The organism is Paraplanobispora siamensis, assembly GCF_016863175.1.
In the GTDB taxonomy this organism is placed as follows: domain Bacteria; phylum Actinomycetota; class Actinomycetes; order Streptosporangiales; family Streptosporangiaceae; genus Planobispora; species Planobispora siamensis.
In genome coordinates this window covers 72,940-89,640 of sequence record NZ_BOOJ01000005.1, presented here as the reverse complement: position 1 = coordinate 89,640, position 16,701 = coordinate 72,940, and the positions used below count along the sequence as shown (strand labels likewise).

Genomic DNA, 16,701 nt, shown 5'->3' with positions numbered 1-16,701 from the left:
TACGTCACGATCTCTCCCCCGCGATCCGGTGCGCTTCCCGCGCGTACGGCAGTTCCGCTCTGATCACCGTCGGGCCGCCCGGCGGGCTGTCGATGTGCAGCCTCCCGTCCACGGAGCCGACCCGCTGGGCCAGGCCGCGCAGGCCCGTGCCCCCGGCGGCGTCCGCGCCGCCGCGGCCGTCGTCGCGGACGGCCACGCGGAGCAGGCCTTCGTGGCCGTCGACCACGACCTCGGCGCCGGAGGCGCGGGCGTGCTTGGCGATGTTGGTCAGCGCCTCGGAGACGACGAAGAACGCCACGGCCTCCACGGTGGCGGACACCCGTACGGTCATGTCCACGCGCAGCCGTACCGGGAAGGGGGCCTGGGCGGCCAGGCCCGACAGCGCCGCGTCCAGCCCCTGGTCGTTGAGCACGGCCGGGTGCAGCCCGCGCACGAAGTCGCGCAGCTCCCGCAGGGCGTGCTTGGCCTCCTCGTGGGCCTGCGCGATCGCCTCCCGGGCGGGCTCGGGGACGTCGGTGAGGGTGGCTCGGGCCATGCCGAGCTTCATCGCCAGCGACACCAGCCGCTGCTGGGTGCCGTCGTGCAGGTCCCGCTCGATGCGGCGGCGCTCGGCGTCGGCGGCGTCGATGACCTCGGCGCGGCTCTCCGTGAGGGTCTCCACCCGCTGGACCAGCTCGTCGCTGCGGCTGGGTCCGAGCAGCGCCCTGGCGGCCATCACGTCCAGGGCGGACATCCCGCGCGCCGCCCACGGCCCGACCGTGAGCAGGACCCCCGAGAGGAGGGCGAGCGCGATGACGGCCCAGCCGTCGGACCACTCCCGGATCCGCACGGCGGCGGTGCCCGCCGACAGCCCGCCCGTCCAGATCCCCGCCACCACGATGAACCCGGCCCCGCTGATCAGCGGGGCGAGCAGGTGGTAGGCGAACTGGCGCCAGGTGCTCCGTGCCCGCACCACGCCCAGCAGCCACTTCAGCGGCCGACGGCCGACGGGCCGGCGCGGCGACGGGGGGATCTCCACCTCCAGGAAGGCGGCGAACCGGGACCGCTGCACCCGCGTGAGCGCCGACACCACGGTGAACAGCAGGGGGACGCCCACCACCGGCGCCACCACGGTCCAGGCGAACACCACCGAAACCACGGTCAGGGCCACGATCGCCAACGCGCCCGGCAGCGCGATCGGCAGGCCGATGACCACGTGGAAGGTGCGCAGCCAGGTCTGCGCCGACCAGTGGGCCCGGATCCGGTCCCATGGGGTGGTCAGCTCCGAGGGGGTCATAGGACCACCGTAGAGAATCGCGATCAGCCGGGAACATGGTCGAGGGTCCACCAAAGATGGTGGGGCAAGCACTACCCCCCCACCTCGTCCGGGAGCGAGGGCCTCACCGAGGCGGGGCGGTCCCGGCGGACCCGCCTCAGCCGATCCGCCTCAGCCGATCCGCCTCAGCCGATCCGTCTCAGCCGATCCGTCTCAGCGGGCCTTGCCGGTGATGAGCGAGGCGACCTTGCGGTGCTCGGCCGAGCGCAGCACCTTCTCCGCCTTCGCCGGGTCGGCGACCGGGGCCCGCTGCAGGATGCCCCGGGCGGCCTTCAGCTTCAGCAGCCGCCGTACGGACTGGTCGAGCCGCTCCTCGGAGATCCGGCCGGACCTCACCGCGGACAGGACCGCCTCGTAGGCCTTCGGATAGTCCGGCGGCATGAGCAGCACGTCGGCCCCGGCCAGGACGGCCCGTACGGCCACCTCCCCGTCGCCGTACTTCTTGCGCACGCCCTCCATGTCCAGCGCGTCGGTGGAGACCACCCCGTCGAAGCCGAGCTTCTGGCGGAGCAGGCCGGTCAGGATCGGCTTGGAGAGCGTGGCCGGGTCGCCGGAGGGATCGAGGCGGGGCATGACCACGTGGGCGCTCATGACCATGTCGACCTTCTCCCCGATGGCCGCGGCGAACGGCGGCGCGTCCAGCCGCTCCCACTGGGACCGGGAGTGCTTGATCACCGGCAGGCCGGAGTGGCTGTCCACGGTGGTGTCGCCGTGCCCGGGGAAGTGCTTGGCCGCGGCCCCGACCCCGGCGTCGTGGAAGCCCTTCACCGCCGCGGCGACCATGGGCGCGACCTTGCGCGGGTCGGAGCCGTAGGCGCGCGGGCCGATCACCGGGTTGCGCGGGTTGAGGTTCACATCCGCGACCGGTGCGAAGTCGAGGGTGATGCCGAGCGCGCGCAGCTCGGTCCCGGTCACCTTCGCGGCCTTGCGGGCCAGCGACGGGTCACCGGTGGAACCGATCACCGAGGCGCCCGGCATCTTGGTGACCAGGGGCGCGAGCCGGGAGACCCGGCCGTTCTCCTGGTCGGCGCCGATCAGCAGCGGGATCCGCGGAGAGGCCTTCTGCAGGCCGTTGGTCAGGGCGACGACCTGCCGGACGTTCTTGACGTTCTGCGCCCAGGGGAACAGGATCACCCCGCCTGGCCGGTATTTGGCGATCATCTTGGCGGGCGTGCCGACGCCGAAGCGCGCCTGGTTCTCCCCCGAGACCGTGTCGGCCGCCTGGCCGTACAGGACCGGCATGAAGAGCTGGCCGACCTTCTCCTCGACGCTCATCTTCGCCAGCGTCTCCTCCACCCCGGCGGGCGCGGTGCTCCCGGCGGTGGTCCCGGCCGTGCTCTCGGCGGTCCTCGCCGTGTTCCCGGCGGCCTCGGAGGAGGCTGGGGAGGCCGCGCTCGCCCGGCTCTCGGCGGGAACACTCGCCGATCCGGAGCCGGCGCATCCGGCCACCATCGTCGCGATCACTGCAAGACCAGCCGTACGCACGCACCGAACCATGCCGTCCACGCTATCCGGGCGCGCGAGCGGACGCTCCGTTTCCCGTCGTGTCGCACGGCGTGGCGCGGCCACGGATCGTTTCGCACGGCGTGGCGCGGACATGGATCCCGGTCCCGCCGTACGGGACCGGCTCACAGTCCCAGCCCGCCCAGTCCCGGCAGGTGGGCACGGGCGGCGGCGCGCGCCGACTCGGCCGACTCCGCGGCCCGTGCGGCCTGCGCGGCCCGCACGCACTCGTCGCGAGTGTGCAGGGCCAGCGCGGCCCGTACGGCGGGCAGCGAGGCGGCGGCCATCGACAGCGACGTGACGCCGAGGCCGACCAGCACGCAGGCGAGGGCCGGGTCCCCGGCGGCCTCCCCGCACACCCCGCACGGCCTGTCCCGTACGACGGCCCCGGCGACGGCCAGGGCGGCCAGGTCGAGCAGCGCGGGCTGCCAGGGGTCCTGGAGCGCGGTCAGCGCGCCCACCTGGCGGTCGGCGGCGAAGGCGTACTGGGCCAGGTCGTTGGTGCCGATCGAGAAGAAGTCGGCCCCGGCCGCCAGGTCCGCGGTGCGCAGGGCGGCCGACGGGACCTCGATCATGACGCCCGCCGACGGCAGCCCGGCCTCCCGGCAGACGGCCGCGAACCGCACGGCCTCCTCGGCGGTGGCGATCATCGGGGCCATCACCCCGACCTGGGCCGCGGCCCGGGAGGCGGCCCGCGCCAGGGCCGTCAGCTGGTCGGCCAGCACCTCCGGGTGGACCTGGAAGAGCCGCGTCCCGCGCATCCCCAGCGCCGGGTTCGGCTCGCCGTCCGACGAGGTCAGGAAGGGCAGGGGCTTGTCTGCCCCGGCGTCCAGCGTGCGCACCACGACCCGTTGACCGGGGAAGGCCCTCAGCACCTCCAGGTACGCCGCCTCCTGCTCCTCCGGGGAGGGCGCCTCGCGCCGGCCCAGGAAGAGGAACTCGGTGCGGTAGAGCCCGACGCCCTGCGCGCCGTACTTCAGTGCGTCCGGCACGTCGCGGGGACCGCCGATGTTGGCCTGCAGCGTCACGGGGTGGCCGTCGGCGGTCGCGCCGGGACCGCCCACGGCCGCGAGCGCGGATCTGCGGGCCGCGGCGGCCTCGCGGGCGGCCTCCACCTCCCGCGCCGGGGGTGCGAGCCGTACCAGGCCCGAGGCGCCGTCGACGAGCATCGGCGTGCCCGCGGCCACGGCGGTGGCGCCCCGGCAGGCCACGACGGCCGGCACGCCCATCGCCCGCGCGATGATCGCGGTGTGGCTCGTCGGCCCGCCCTCCTCGGTGACGAAGGCGGCGACGGCGTCCGGGGACAGCAGGGCGGTGTCGGCCGGGGCCAGGTCGCGGGCGACGAGCACGTACGGCTCGGCGACCCGGGTGGGGACGTCGAGCGCGGGCAGCCCCTCCAGGACGGCGATCGCCCGGTCCCTGACGTCGTCCAGGTCGGCGACCCGCGCGCCCAGGTATCCCCCGGCCTCCGCGAGCACCTCCCGGTAGTGCCCGAACCCCTCGTACACCGCGCGCGAGGCGCTCGTGCCCGCCTCGACGAGGCCGGCCACCTCCGCCGCCAGACCGGGGTCGCGGGCCATCAGCGCCTGGGCCTCCAGCACCTTCTGGCTCTCGCCGCCCGCCAGCGCCCCCCGCCGCTCCAGGTCCTGCGCGACCTGCTCCAGCGCCCGCTCGGCCCGCTCCCGCTCGGCGGCGGCGTCCCCGCCGTGCCTGGAGCCGGGCGGGGGCACCGGGATCTCCCGGGCGAAGACGTAACCGGTCCCGAACCCGACGCCCGGGCTCACCCCCACGCCCGTGAGTGTGTTCACGGGGCCGATGCGATGTCCGCGAGCCGGTCGAGGAGTTCCTCGGCGCCCTCCCCCTCCGCGCTGATCACCACGGTGTCGCCCTGCCGGACGTCGAGCGACAGGACCCCCAGGATGCTCTTGGCGTTCACCGGCTGCCCGCCTGCCTTGGCGACGGTGACGTCCAGCGTCGCCTTGGCCGCTGTCTGCACGAACGTCGCGGCGGGACGGGCGTGCAGGCCGACTTCGGCCTTGACGGTGACCTGACGTTCGGGCATGCGTCCTCCTGAAGATCGGCCAACCGGTCTAGACCAGTCGGCTCGCCGTATGATCGGCCGGGCCGTTCGGCCCGTACCGGGCTCGCCGCCCGCCCGCGCGAGTGTGGACGGCCACGACGCCATCGCACCTCATACCCGTTGCCGCGGCGGCAATCCCGGAGGCCATCGGCACCCTATCCCCAGCGGAACAACTCGTCCCCGGCGCATACCCTCCCCTCCGCGAGGGCGCTGACGGTCCCCTCCTCCGCGTCCAGCGCCACCACCGGGCAGACCGGGGAGCGCCCGCCCGCCTCGATCTCGGCGGGGTTCCAGGCCACCACCGGCTGCCCCGCGCTGACCCGGTCGCCCTCGGCCGCCAGCAGCTCGAACCCCTCGCCCCGCAGCTGCACGGTGTCGATGCCCAGATGGACCAGGATCCCCCGGCCGTCGTCGCCCACGACGACGAAGGCGTGGGGGTGCAGCTTGACGATCTTCCCCGTGATGGGCGCGACCACCCTGCCGGGCTCCCTCGCCGGGTCGATCGCGGCCCCCGCACCCACCAGCCCCCCGGAGAACACCGGGTCCGGCACCGCCTCCAGACCCACGGCCGCCCCCGCGACCGGGGCCAGAACTGTGGTCATCACACCCCCTCGACGGTCCCCGCCCGGAGGGGGACCGCCCGGCGTCCGTCAGCCGATGATGTCCTCGATGTCGCTGGCGATCGTGTCGGCCTCGGGACCCACGACCACCTGGACCACGTTGCCCGCCGCCATGACGCCGTGGGCTCCGGCGGCCCGCAGGGCCGCCTGGTCGACCCTGGAGGCGTCGCGCACCTCGGTCCGGAGCCGCGTGATGCACGGCTCGATCTCGAGGATGTTGTCCGCACCGCCGAGGCCCGCGATGATCGCGTTCGCGTCTGCCGCCATGTCGTCCTCCTGATGTTCTCGGTCACCCTCCCGGGGTCGTGACCGGGGCCCTGACCAGGCTAGACGACCCGGTGATCTCAGTCGGTCTGGGTGACCTTGTTGAGACCCCGCGGCGCATCGGGGTCGACGCCCAGCCTGCGCGCGAGGGCCTCGGTCAGCAACTGACCGGGGACGATCAGGCCGAGGGGCGCCACCCACTCCGGCAGGTCCGGGCCGTTCAGCGCGGCCGTCGCGGCCCCCGCGAGCGCGGCGCCGCCACCGACGGTGAAGGCCGCGGCGCCGGCGCCGGTGACCCGCTCGGCCAGCGCCACGGTGCCCGCCAGGGTCGGGCCCTCGCCGGCCGCGACCAGGATGGCCGGGGTGTCCTCGTCGACCACGGCGATCGGGCCGTGCAGCAGGTCGGCGTAGGACAGGCCCATGGCGTGCAGGTAGCAGGCCTCCTTGAGCTTGAGCGCCGTCTCCAGCGCGGTGGAGAAGGCCAGGCCGCGGCCGGAGACCACGACGCCGGGCTTGTCGGCCAGGCCCTCGACGACCGCCTCCAGGTCGCCCGGGTCGCCGATCAGCTTGTCCACGGCCTCGGGGACGCGCTGCAGGTCGGCGGGGTCGACGTCGGCGCCCAGGCCGATGGCGAGCACGGCCAGCGCGGCGAGCTGGGTGGTGTAGGTCTTGGTGGCCGGAACGGCCTTCTCCTCGCCCGCGAGCGTGCACAGGGCCAGGTCGGCAGCCTGGGCCAGCGGGCTCTGCTCGCCGCCGTTGGTGATCGCCACGGTCTTGGCGCCGCACTCCTTGGCCCAGGCCAGGGTCTCGACGATCTCCTCGGTCCTGCCGGACTGGGACAGGCCGACGGCCAGCACGCCGTCGAGGTCCAGCTTGCGGCGGTAGGTGGTCGCGATGGAGGGGGCGGCGAGGGTGGACAGGCGGCCGGTGTGTGCCTCGGCGAGGTAACGGCCGTAGACTGCGGCGTTGTCGGAGGTGCCACGGGCGATGAACAGCAGCTGACGAGTCTGCCCCGCGAGCCGTTCCACCTCCCCGACCCTGGGGAGGAGGGCGTCCAGCGTGGTCTGCAACGCAGCGGGCTGCTCGGCGATCTCGCTGCGCATCTTGGTCGTCATAACTCGCTCATCCTTCGGTGGGGGCAGGCATCCTTCGGTGGGTCAGGCGAGATCGGGCCGTTATCGATCCGTCGCCGGTCCGTACGTTGACACCCTTTTCCGGCCTGTGGTCTAGTCCGGACTAGACCAGTGCAAACCATAACCCATTGGACATCTCGGAATCGAGAGGGGGAAGGATCCCGTGGCTCAGATCGATCCGGACAGCCCCGTACCCAAGTACTTCCAGCTCCGTGAGATCCTGCTCGATCTCATCGAGAGCCACGAGCTGGCCATCGGCACGGCGATCCCGTCGGAGCGCGAGCTCTGCCAGCGCTTCGGGCTGTCGCGGATGACCGTGCGGCAGGCGGTCGACCACCTGGTCTCCGAGGGCAGGCTGCAGCGCGTGGCGGGCAAGGGCACCTTCGTGGCCCGGCCCAAGATAGAGATGGCGCTGCGGTTGACCTCGTTCAGCGACGAGATGCGCTCGCGCGGCATGGAGCCCGGCTCGCGCGACCTGGACCGCCGGGTGGTCCGGGCCAGTGCGCACCTGGCCAGGGAACTCGGCATCCAGCCGGGCGACGAGGTGCACTTCATCGAGCGGCTGCGCACCGCGGCCGGCGAGCCGATGTGCATCGAGCGGTCCCACATCCCGGTCGCCCTCGCGCCGGACCTCGACTCCCACGACCTGACCGGCCGCTCGCTGTACGAACTGCTGGAGTCCCACTACGGTCTGATGCTCGACGCGGGTGAGCTCACCATCGACGCCGGCATCGCCGACCCCGACGACGCCGACCTGCTGAAGCTGCCGCGCGGCGGGGCCGTGCTGCTGCTGCAGCAGCGCTCGTTCGCCGGGGGCGTCTGCGCCGAGCTGGGGATCTCCACCTATCGCGCCGACCGCTACCAGCTCCGTACCATCCTGGAGACCCCGGCACGCCGCACCTGACCTCCTCCCGTTCCCGTCCCCTGGAGGAAAGTCCGATGAGTTCCGCCTCAGCGGACGCGGGCCTCCCGGCCCCGTCCACGTCCGGATCAGCCATGATGAGCGTGCTCCAGCGCCTGGGCCGCTCCCTCATGCTCCCGATCGCGGTCCTGCCGGCCGCCGGTCTGCTGCTCCGGCTCGGTCAGGACGACCTTCTCGGCCGGACGGACAGCGCTTTCCTCGACGACGTCGCCCGCATCCTGGGCACCGCGGGCGGCACGCTCTTCGACAACCTGCCGATCCTGTTCGCGATCGGCGTGGCCATCGGGTTCGCCCGCAAGGCCGACGGCTCCACCGCGCTGGCCGCGCTGGTCGGCTACCTGGTCTTCCACGCCGTCAGCATGAACATGTTCTTCATCATGTTCGACGACACGCTGAAGGGGTCGATCACCACCCGGGTCTTCGACGAGGCCAACCCGGCCGTCCCGCAGGCGGTGCTCAACCTCGGCGCGCAGAACCCCACCCGGGTGCTCGGCGGCATCGTGATGGGCGTCGTCTCCGCCCTGCTCTGGCAGCGCTTCTACCGGACCAAGCTGCCCACCGCCCTGGCCTTCTTCAGCGGCCGCCGCCTGGTGCCGATCCTGACCGCCTTCGCCGGGCTGGTGATCGGGGTGTTCTTCGGCTTCGTCTGGCCGGTCGTGGGCGGCTGGGTGCGCGCCTTCGGCACCTGGCTCGCCGAGAACAGCACCCTCGGCGCCGGGATCTACGGCATGGTCAACCGCGCCCTGATCCCCCTGGGCCTGCACCACATCGTCAACAACGTCGTGTGGACCCAGGTCCCCGAGTGCGTGACGGCGACCGGCAAGCAGCTCGCCGGCGACCTGGTCTGCTTCAACAACGGCGTCCAGGGCTACGGCGGCTTCGAGGCCGGGTTCTATCCCATCCTGATGTTCGGCCTGCCCGCCGCGGCGATCGCCATCTGGCGGGCCGCCCCCGCGCACCGCCGTACCGCCGTCGGCTCCATCATGATCTCCGCGGCGCTCACCGCGTTCCTCACCGGGATCACCGAGCCGATCGAGTTCGCCTTCATCTTCGTGGCGCCGGTCCTGTTCGTGGTGCACATCGTCCTGACCGGCATCTCCCTCGCCGTGGCCTCGGCCCTGGGCGCCAAGCTCGCCTTCAGCTTCTCCTCCGGCCTGATCGACCTCGGCCTGTACGGCACCGCCGCCAACGCCCGGGGGATCCCGATCCTCATCGCGATGGGGCTGGTCTACGCGGTGATCTACTACGTCGTCTTCAGCTTCCTGATCAGGCGGCTGAACATCATGACCCCGGGCCGGGAGCCCGAGCCCGACGCGGAGAGCGGAGAGGCGGGCGCCTCCGCCGCCAGGCGCTCCTGAGGGAGGCTCCGGCGGGTGTTCCGGTCATCCGCCGGAGGCCGGGAACCGCGCCGGAATCTCTCGCCGGGCGGGCCCTCACCACTCCAGCTTCACGGGATCTTCTCCTCCGTGAGCGGACGAAACGGCCCCGATCTCCGGGAAGTTGGAGCCGCAGGTATCTGCGCGGGGGACCGCAAACTCCTAGATGCGTCAGGTCCCCCGACGAGAATCGAGTCGCCATGTCACGCCCTCCACGACCGGCGTCCCTCCCCAGGATCGTGTCCTCCCCCTCGGCCGAGCCGCCCTGCGACGACGAGCGCCCCTCGGGAACCGCCAGACCGGCCGCTCCGCCGTACGTGCAGGGGACGCTCGCCCTGAACGGCGAGCCCGCCGAGCCGCGGGCCGGGCGCCCGCTGGTGTGGGGACCGGCGGGGGCCGTCCCGGACGAGCGGCGGCTGCGGGCCCTCGGGCAGGCCTTCGCCGAGATCCTGTCCGGCAGGCGGCCGCCCTCCAGCGTCTTCCGCCACACCACCGCCCGCACCCGGACCGAACTGGTCCGCGCCGGTCGGGTCTTCGACTCCCCCTGCCCGCCGCGGATCGGCCGGCTCCACCTGTCCCAGCCGGGCGACGGGGTGGTGGAGATGTGCGTGCTGGTCCGCTGCGGCGAGCGCCACCGCGGCCTGGCCCTGCGGCTGGAGCGCAGGGGCGTGCAGTGGTTGTGCACCGAGTTCGAGACGACGCCCTGACCGTACGCCCCGCCCGCACGCCTGCCCGTACGCCCCGGGCTCCGCACACCGCGCCCGGGAAAGCGGGAAGACCCCGGCAGGAAGGCCTCGGCCGGAAAGCGGGAGGGCCCGCACCCTCGCGGGGTGCGGGCCCTCCTGTCGCCTCTCGGCCGGATCAGGCGGCGTTCTTCGGGTCGCCGTGGCAGCGCTTGTACTTCTTGCCGGAGCCGCAGGGGCACGGCGCGTTGCGCTCGACGTTGCCGTAGGCGTCGCGCTGCTCGCGGGTGCTGACCCGCGTGTGCTCCACCTCGCCGGTCTCGCCGGGCGCGGTGTACTGCAGTTCGGAGGGCCGCTCGGGACCGCGCAGGCCGCGGGCGATGATCGAGCGGGTCTCCGCGAGCTCGGCGTCCTCGGCCTCCTCGACGATCGGGCTGGTCTGCACCTCGATCTCGAGGTTGAACAGGTAGCCGGCCGACTCCTCCTTGATGCCGTCGAGCATCTGGGAGAACATGTCGAAGCCCTCGCGCTGGTACTCGATCAGCGGGTCCTTCTGGGCGTAGGCCCGCATGCCGATGCCCTCCTGGAGATAGTCCATCTCGTAGAGGTGCTCGCGCCACTTGCGGTCCAGGACGGCCAGGATGACCCGGCGCTCGACCTCGCGCATGGTCTCGGGGCCGAGCTCCTCCTCGCGACGGTCGTAGGCGGCCAGGGCGTCGGCCTCGACCTTCTCCTTGAGGAAGGCGGCGGAGAGCTCCTCGCGGCCGCCCGCCTCCTCGACGACCTCGTCGACGGTGAGGCTGATCGGGTACAGCTGGCCCAGCGCCTTCCACAGCTTCTCGAGGTCCCACTCCTCGGCGAAGCCCTCGGCCGTCGCGCCGGAGACGTAGTCGTCGACGACGTCCTTGATGAAACCGCGGACCTGCTCGTGCAGGTCGGCGCCCTCAAGCACCCGCTGACGCTCGGCGTAGATCACCTTGCGCTGGCGGTTCATGACCTCGTCGTACTTCAGGACGTTCTTACGCGTCTCGAAGTGCTGCTGCTCGACCTGGTGCTGGGCCGAGGCGATGGCCTTGGAGACGATGCCCGACTCGATCGGCACGTCGTCCGGGATGTTCAGCCGCGTCATGATCATCTCGACCCGGGCCGAGTTGAACAGGCGCATGAGGTCGTCCTCAAGCGAGAGGTAGAACCGCGACTCGCCCGGGTCTCCCTGACGGCCGGAACGACCGCGGAGCTGGTTGTCGATGCGGCGCGACTCGTGCCGCTCGGTGCCCAGGACGTACAGGCCGCCGAGCTCGGTGACCTCCTCGTGCTCGGCCTTGACGGCCTCGCTGGCCTTCTCCAGCGCCTCGGGCCAGGCCTTCTCGTACTCCTCCGGAGTCTCGACCGGGTTCAGGCCGCGGTTGCGCAGCTCGATGTCGGCGCGGAAGTCGGGGTTGCCGCCGAGCATGATGTCGGTGCCTCGACCGGCCATGTTCGTGGCCACGGTGACCGCGTGCTTGCGGCCCGCCTCGGCCACGATCGCGGCCTCACGCGCGTGGTTCTTGGCGTTGAGGACCTCGTGCTTGACGCCCCTGCGCTTGAGCTCCTTGGACAGGCGCTCGGACTTCTCCACGCTGGTGGTGCCGACCAGGACCGGCTGGCCCCTGTCGTAGCGCTCCTTGATGTCGTCCACGACCGCCATGAACTTGGCGTCCTCGGTCTTGTAGACCACGTCCGCCTGGTCCTTGCGGATCATCGGCTTGTTGGTCGGGATGGGGACGACGCCGAGCTTGTAGGTCTGGTGGAACTCGTTGGCCTCGGTGGCCGCGGTTCCGGTCATGCCCGAGAGCCTGGTGTAGAGGCGGAAGTAGTTCTGCAGCGTGATCGTGGCGAGAGTCTGGTTCTCGTCCTTGATCTTGACGCCTTCCTTGGCCTCGATGGCCTGGTGCATGCCCTCGTTGTAGCGACGCCCGTGCAGGACACGGCCGGTGAACTCGTCGACGATCAGGACCTCGCCGTCGACGACGATGTAGTCCTTGTCCTTCTTGTAGAGCTCCTTGGCCTTCAGCGCGTTGTTGAGGAAGCCGACCAGGTGGGTGTGCTCGGGCTTGTAGAGGTTGTCGATGCCGAGCCAGTCCTCGACCTTCTCGACGCCGGACTCGAAGATGCCGATCGTGCGCTTCTTCTCGTCGACGGAGTAGTCGCCGGTGCTCTCCTCGCCGTCCTTGCCCTCGGTACCCTTGCGGAGCCGGGGGGCGATCTTGGCGAACTCGGCGTACCACTTGCCGGACTGCTCGCCCGGACCCGAGATGATCAGCGGGGTCCTGGCCTCGTCGATGAGGATCGAGTCGACCTCGTCGACGATGGCGAAGTTGTGGCCGCGCTGCACGCACTCGTCCAGCGACTGCGCCATGTTGTCGCGCAGGTAGTCGAAGCCGAACTCGTTGTTCGTGCCGTAGGTGATGTCGGCGGCGTACTGCTTGCGCCGCTCGTCCGGCGACATGTTCGCCAGGATCACGCCGACCTCGAGGCCGAGGAAGCGATGGATGCGGCCCATCTCCTCGGCGTCGCGCTTGGCCAGGTAGTCGTTGGTCGTGACGATGTGCACGCCCTTGCCGGAGATGGCGTTGAGGTAGGCCGGCAGGGTCGAGGTGAGCGTCTTGCCCTCACCGGTGCGCATCTCGGAGATGTTGCCCATGTGCAGGTTGGCCCCGCCCATGATCTGCACATCGAAGTGACGCTTGCCCAGCACGCGCCGGGCGGCCTCACGGACGGTGGCGAAGGCTTCGGGAAGCAGATCGTCGAGGGATTCGCCGTCGGCGTGGCGCTGCTTGTATTCGTCGGTGAGCGCGCGCAGCTCGGCGTCGGTCAGGCTCTTGAAGTCGTCCTCAATGGAGTTGACCTGGTCGGCGATCCGCTTGAGCTTGCGCAGAAGCTTGCCTTCGCCTGCGCGAAGAATCTTGTCGAGAAAGGCTGGCACTTTAGGTAAAGCTCCTCGCAGGTCTTCCGTGGCCTTCAGGGGCCCGGATGAGGACGAGACATGGTTCTCCGCTGCCATCGTAGGCGGTTCCACCACCAGACACAGCCACCATGGACGACGCTCTTACCGCCCGCACAGTTCCCCATGCCCTTTTTATGGGAGTACAGCCTGCGTGTGGGGGTATGGCGCCGACTATCACGCCTCACACCTGAAAGAACCCGGAAGCACGTCCGGAAAATCCCTCCGGCGCGTCCGAAAACACAGCCCGTTGCGCGAGGAGAAACGATCATGGCGGAGACTCCACCCGGTGCCTCCCACGCAGGCAGGGCTCTGTCCTGGCTGGCCGTCACCGTCAGTCTGCTGGGCTTCGCCATCGGCGGGATCGCGCTGACCGCCGGCCCCAACTGGCTCGTGTTCTGGATGGGCGTCGCGGTCTGCATGATGGGCTGCGTGCTGCTGCTGTTCTTCGGCGCCTTCAAGGACGTCATCCTCGACTCCCCCCGCGCGCCCTTCGAGCGCTCCGACGGCATCCTTGACTGATCTCCACTGATCCACCGCACGTCCCGGCCCCTTCCGACACCGGCATAGGGATTTCGTCGGTGTGAAGCGCTAACCTCGGCGTCATGCAGACGTGCCGCGCGACGACGCCCCGCCTCCCCCTGGAGCGGCCATGACCCTGACCCTCTCGGCCGACGAGGCCCGCCGGATCATCCTGCGCGCCCAGGGATTCCTGGGCGCCGACGCCCGCCGCGGCGGCGCGACGGCGACGCTGCGCCGCCTGGGGGCCGTGCAGCTCGACACGATCTCCGTGCTGGCGCGTTCCCACGAGCTCGTCGCCTACGCCCGGCTCGGCGCCGTCGGCAGGCAGAAGGTCGAACGGGCCTACTGGGACGAGCCCGCCCGCGCCTTCGAATACTGGTGCCACGCCGCGTGCGTGCTGCCCATCGAGGACTGGCCCCTCTACGCCTTCCGCCGTCGCGCGTTCCGGGAGCGGAAGTACCGCTGGCACGAGGTCCCGCCGACCGTGGACAAGGTGCTGGAGAAGGTCCGGGAGAGCGGCCCGGTCACGACCACCGACATCGGCGGCGCCAAGAACGGCGGCCCCTGGTGGGACTGGTCCGATTCCAAGATCGCCATCGAGTGGCTGCTGGACACCGGCGAGGTCGTCTGCACCCGCCGGGTGGGCTGGCGCCGCGTCTACGACCTGGCCGAGCGCGCCGTACCCGCGCACCTGCTGGCCGAGGACCTCTCCGACGCCGAATGCGTCGCCCGCCTCGCCCGCCTCGCCGGCCGCGCCCTCGGCGTCGCCACCCGCGCCGACCTGGTCGACTTCCTGCGCCTGAACGCCGCGCACTCCAGGATCCTGGACGCCGCCCTGCTCGACGGCGCCACCGGTCTCGTCCCCGTCCAGGTCGCCGGCTGGACCGGCCGCTCGGCGACCGCCTGGGCCGACCCCGCGGCCCTTGAGACCGCCCCCCGCGGCCGCCACCGCACCACCCTGCTGTCCCCGTTCGACTCCCTCATCTGGGACCGCGCCCGGACCGCCCGCGTGTTCGGCTTCAACCACCGCCTGGAGGCCTACGTCCCCAAGGACAAACGCGTCCACGGCTACTTCACGATGCCCGTCCTCACCGGCGGCCGGCTGATCGCCCGCGTCGACCCCGCCCGCGAGGGCTCCACCTTGATCGCCCGCCAGATCGGCCTCGAACCCGGCATCGACCCCCGCAAAGCCGCCGAACCCCTGGCCACCGCCCTGTACGAAGCCGCCACCTGGGTCGGCTGCGACAACCTCCACATCGACCGCGCCGACCCCTCCCTCCGCGAGGCCATCCTGACCACGATCCTCTGACCCCGCCGCCGGTACGGCGGGACCGCAGGCCAGGCCCGGCGCCGGTACGGCGAGACGCTGGGCGGTGGTGGCCGGCACCGTGTGTACGGCGGGCGGCTCTGGCGGGGGGGCGAAGCGCAAGAAAGGCAGCAGCCGGGCACGGGGGTCGGCATGTCCGCCGTACCGGCGCCATGGAGGGTCAACACGCATGCGTCAGCGCAAGAACGCGGCGACTGGGGGAGCCCGGTCCGGAGGGCGGGGCCTGCCGGGGTGGGGGGTGACGGGCACGGGGTGGGGGTGCGTGGCCTGGGTGGGGATTGCGGTGGCCGGGGGCCGGCCACCGCGGGTCAGGTGATCTCTAGCATGCGCTCGCGGACCGCGTAGACCACGGCTTCCATCCGGGAGTGGAGCTGGAGCTTGTCCAGGATGTTGCGCACGTGGTTCTTGACGGTGTTCTCGGAGATGAACAACTGCTTGGCGATCTCGCGGTTGTTCATCCCCTTGGCCACCAGGCGGAGCACCTCCATCTCCCGGTCGGTCAACCGGGGGACGGGTAACTGCGGAGGTCGCTCGGCCTCCTTACGGCTCATGTTCGCGAACTCGTTGATCAGCTTTGCGGCCATCGCCGGATTGATCAGCGACTGTCCTTCGTGGACGCCTCGGACGACCTCGGGGACCTCGTCGAGCTGGACGTTCTTCAGCAGGTAGCCGGTGGCGCCTGCCTTGATCGCGTCGAAGAGGTCCTCCTCCTCGTCGCTCACCGTCAGCATGATGATCCGGACACTCGGCGCCGAGGCCTTGATCTCTCGTGTGGCCTCGATCCCGCTGCGCCGGGGCATGCGGACGTCCATGAGCACGACGTCCGGTGTCAGGCGGTCGGCGAGCTCGACGGCCTCCTGACCGTCGCTCGCCTCGCCGACCACCTCGATGTCCGCCTCCGCGGCCAGCGCCATCTCCAGGCTGCGGCGGATCAGCGCATGATCGTCGACGATCAGCACGCGGATCGGTTCGCCGCGCCCGGTGGTGCGGGTCGCCTCGTCGGGTTCCGTCACGCCTCCTCCTCGGGGGGCCAGAGCCGTTGGACCGCCATGATTACACGGCTTTCCGGGTCCTCGGGTTGGTCGGAGAGGGTCTTCGGGCAGGGCGGTCAGGGCTCGACGAGCCGCAACACGCCGTAGTTGTATCCTCGCCGCAGGTAGACGACACTGGGCTGTCCGCTCTCCTTGTCTCGGAAGAGATAGAAGTCGTGGCCGACCAGCTCCATCTCCAGGAGCGCCTGGTCGATCGTCATCGGTTCGGCCTTGTGGAACTTCTCCCGGACCACGAGGGGTCCGTCACCGTCCATCTCGATGGGGACGATGGTGTTGTCCTCGGGGAGGTCGAAGTCGACCTCCGTCTCCGGTTCCTCCGATTCTGCGGGCTCCACGCGGACCCGCATGGGCTCCGCCTCGAGAGACTGGGCCAGCGCGGAAGCGGTCAGTTCGGCGACCGACGGGGGGCAGTGGTTGCCGTGGTGGACCTTGCGCCGGTCGGCGATGCGCCGGAGCCTTCCTTCGAGCTTGCCGAGTGCTATGTCGAGTGCGGCGAACCGATCGTCGGCCGAGGCCTCGGCCCGTACCGCGGGGCCACGTGAGTGAATCGTGAGTTCCACCCGCTCCCGCTGGTCGGGAATGCGCGGGTTGCGCTCCTTGGACACCTCCACGTCAACACGGATGAGCTTGTGGTCCAGACGCTCAATCCTGGCCAGCTTGGTCGTCACATGGTCGCGGAATCGGTCACTCACTCCGGTGTGCCGACCCTTGACGATGATGTCCATGCACAGCCCCCCTTCGGCTCTCGACGGTGGAACAGCGACACCCGCTCGGCCGACCTGGTCTTCGTCCCCACATCCGCCTGCTGAGGGTCTCGCAGCTCTGTGCCACTACTGCCCTTCTCTTCTGGCGAGGAACATCTGGCTCCCCGGGAAGGCAGGACTTACCTCTAAGCCGCACCGTGATCGATCGACAAAGAGT

At 71.2% G+C, this 16,701-nt stretch carries 15 protein-coding genes; 5 read left to right on the top strand and 10 right to left on the bottom strand.

What is annotated here, in order from left to right; genetic code table 11:
• Positions 1-4: 4 nt before the first annotated feature.
• From Psi01_RS01890 to Psi01_RS01860, 7 genes are all read right to left on the bottom strand, one after another.
• Positions 5-1,276 (bottom strand): sensor histidine kinase, encoded by a 1,272-nt coding sequence (locus tag Psi01_RS01890; RefSeq protein WP_204062139.1) that lies wholly within the window; start codon positions 1,274-1,276, stop codon positions 5-7.
• 192 nt (positions 1,277-1,468) lie between these two features.
• The gene (locus Psi01_RS01885) at positions 1,469-2,812 is read right to left on the bottom strand and encodes a glycoside hydrolase family 3 protein (protein WP_239126948.1); all 1,344 of its coding nucleotides are present in this window, start codon (positions 2,810-2,812) and stop codon (positions 1,469-1,471) included.
• A gap of 131 nt (positions 2,813-2,943) precedes the next feature.
• Positions 2,944-4,626 (bottom strand): phosphoenolpyruvate--protein phosphotransferase, encoded by a 1,683-nt coding sequence (gene ptsP, locus Psi01_RS01880; protein WP_204062138.1) that lies wholly within the window; start codon positions 4,624-4,626, stop codon positions 2,944-2,946.
• On the bottom strand, positions 4,623-4,880 hold the full coding sequence (locus Psi01_RS01875; protein WP_204062137.1) for an HPr family phosphocarrier protein: 258 nt from the start codon (positions 4,878-4,880) through the stop codon (positions 4,623-4,625). The genes ptsP and Psi01_RS01875 overlap by 4 nt, the downstream gene beginning before the upstream one ends.
• 173 nt (positions 4,881-5,053) lie before the next feature.
• Positions 5,054-5,500 carry a PTS sugar transporter subunit IIA gene (locus tag Psi01_RS01870; RefSeq protein WP_204062136.1) on the bottom strand — a complete coding sequence of 149 codons (447 nt, stop codon included), beginning with the start codon at positions 5,498-5,500 and terminating at the stop codon, positions 5,054-5,056.
• 48 nt (positions 5,501-5,548) lie between these two features.
• A complete protein-coding gene (locus Psi01_RS01865) occupies positions 5,549-5,785 on the bottom strand; it encodes a PTS sugar transporter subunit IIB (protein WP_204062135.1) in 237 nt (78 codons plus the stop codon).
• Between the two features lie 77 nt (positions 5,786-5,862).
• Complete coding sequence (locus tag Psi01_RS01860; RefSeq protein WP_204062134.1) at positions 5,863-6,897, bottom strand: SIS domain-containing protein; 1,035 nt, start codon at positions 6,895-6,897, stop codon at positions 5,863-5,865.
• Positions 6,898-7,078: 181 nt separating this feature from the next.
• On the opposite strand from Psi01_RS01860, the gene Psi01_RS01855 reads away from it, so the two are divergent.
• From Psi01_RS01855 to Psi01_RS01845, 3 genes are all read left to right on the top strand, one after another.
• Positions 7,079-7,819: a GntR family transcriptional regulator gene (locus tag Psi01_RS01855; protein WP_204062133.1), complete on the top strand. Its 741-nt coding sequence runs from the start codon at positions 7,079-7,081 to the stop codon at positions 7,817-7,819.
• Between the two features lie 35 nt (positions 7,820-7,854).
• Positions 7,855-9,195: a PTS transporter subunit EIIC gene (locus tag Psi01_RS01850; protein WP_204062132.1), complete on the top strand. Its 1,341-nt coding sequence runs from the start codon at positions 7,855-7,857 to the stop codon at positions 9,193-9,195.
• 257 nt (positions 9,196-9,452) lie between these two features.
• Positions 9,453-9,920 carry an Rv3235 family protein gene (locus Psi01_RS01845; RefSeq protein ID WP_239126942.1) on the top strand — a complete coding sequence of 156 codons (468 nt, stop codon included), beginning with the start codon at positions 9,453-9,455 and terminating at the stop codon, positions 9,918-9,920.
• A 154-nt stretch (positions 9,921-10,074) separates the two neighbouring features.
• Here Psi01_RS01845 and secA read toward each other — a convergent pair whose 3' ends face one another.
• Complete coding sequence (gene secA / locus Psi01_RS01840; RefSeq protein WP_204062130.1) at positions 10,075-12,861, bottom strand: preprotein translocase subunit SecA; 2,787 nt, start codon at positions 12,859-12,861, stop codon at positions 10,075-10,077.
• A 288-nt stretch (positions 12,862-13,149) separates the two neighbouring features.
• Between secA and Psi01_RS01835 the strand changes: the two genes are divergently transcribed.
• Positions 13,150-13,401: an HGxxPAAW family protein gene (locus tag Psi01_RS01835; RefSeq protein WP_204062129.1), complete on the top strand. Its 252-nt coding sequence runs from the start codon at positions 13,150-13,152 to the stop codon at positions 13,399-13,401.
• A 130-nt stretch (positions 13,402-13,531) separates the two neighbouring features.
• A complete protein-coding gene (locus tag Psi01_RS01830) occupies positions 13,532-14,710 on the top strand; it encodes a winged helix-turn-helix domain-containing protein (protein ID WP_204062128.1) in 1,179 nt (392 codons plus the stop codon).
• 326 nt (positions 14,711-15,036) lie between these two features.
• Here the strand turns inward: Psi01_RS01830 and Psi01_RS01825 are convergent, their stop codons facing one another.
• Positions 15,037-15,741: a response regulator gene (locus Psi01_RS01825; protein WP_203875335.1), complete on the bottom strand. Its 705-nt coding sequence runs from the start codon at positions 15,739-15,741 to the stop codon at positions 15,037-15,039.
• 95 nt (positions 15,742-15,836) lie between these two features.
• A complete protein-coding gene (hpf, locus tag Psi01_RS01820) occupies positions 15,837-16,505 on the bottom strand; it encodes a ribosome hibernation-promoting factor, HPF/YfiA family (protein WP_204062127.1) in 669 nt (222 codons plus the stop codon).
• Between the last annotated feature and the right edge of the window lie 196 nt (positions 16,506-16,701).

What these genes read in the sequence shown, in the direction of transcription:
- Psi01_RS01885 (WP_239126948.1), bottom strand. Translation starts at nt 2,812, where the DNA reads ATGGTTCGGTGCGTGCGTACGGCTGGTCTTGCAGTGATCGCGACGATG.
- Psi01_RS01830 (WP_204062128.1), top strand. Translation starts at nt 13,532, where the DNA reads ATGACCCTGACCCTCTCGGCCGACGAGGCCCGCCGGATCATCCTGCGC.
- Psi01_RS01870 (WP_204062136.1), bottom strand. Translation starts at nt 5,500, where the DNA reads ATGACCACAGTTCTGGCCCCGGTCGCGGGGGCGGCCGTGGGTCTGGAG.
- Psi01_RS01835 (WP_204062129.1), top strand. Translation starts at nt 13,150, where the DNA reads ATGGCGGAGACTCCACCCGGTGCCTCCCACGCAGGCAGGGCTCTGTCC.
- Psi01_RS01850 (WP_204062132.1), top strand. Translation starts at nt 7,855, where the DNA reads ATGAGTTCCGCCTCAGCGGACGCGGGCCTCCCGGCCCCGTCCACGTCC.
- hpf (WP_204062127.1), bottom strand. Translation starts at nt 16,505, where the DNA reads ATGGACATCATCGTCAAGGGTCGGCACACCGGAGTGAGTGACCGATTC.
- Psi01_RS01890 (WP_204062139.1), bottom strand. Translation starts at nt 1,276, where the DNA reads ATGACCCCCTCGGAGCTGACCACCCCATGGGACCGGATCCGGGCCCAC.
- Psi01_RS01865 (WP_204062135.1), bottom strand. Translation starts at nt 5,785, where the DNA reads ATGGCGGCAGACGCGAACGCGATCATCGCGGGCCTCGGCGGTGCGGAC.
- Psi01_RS01875 (WP_204062137.1), bottom strand. Translation starts at nt 4,880, where the DNA reads ATGCCCGAACGTCAGGTCACCGTCAAGGCCGAAGTCGGCCTGCACGCC.
- Psi01_RS01860 (WP_204062134.1), bottom strand. Translation starts at nt 6,897, where the DNA reads ATGACGACCAAGATGCGCAGCGAGATCGCCGAGCAGCCCGCTGCGTTG.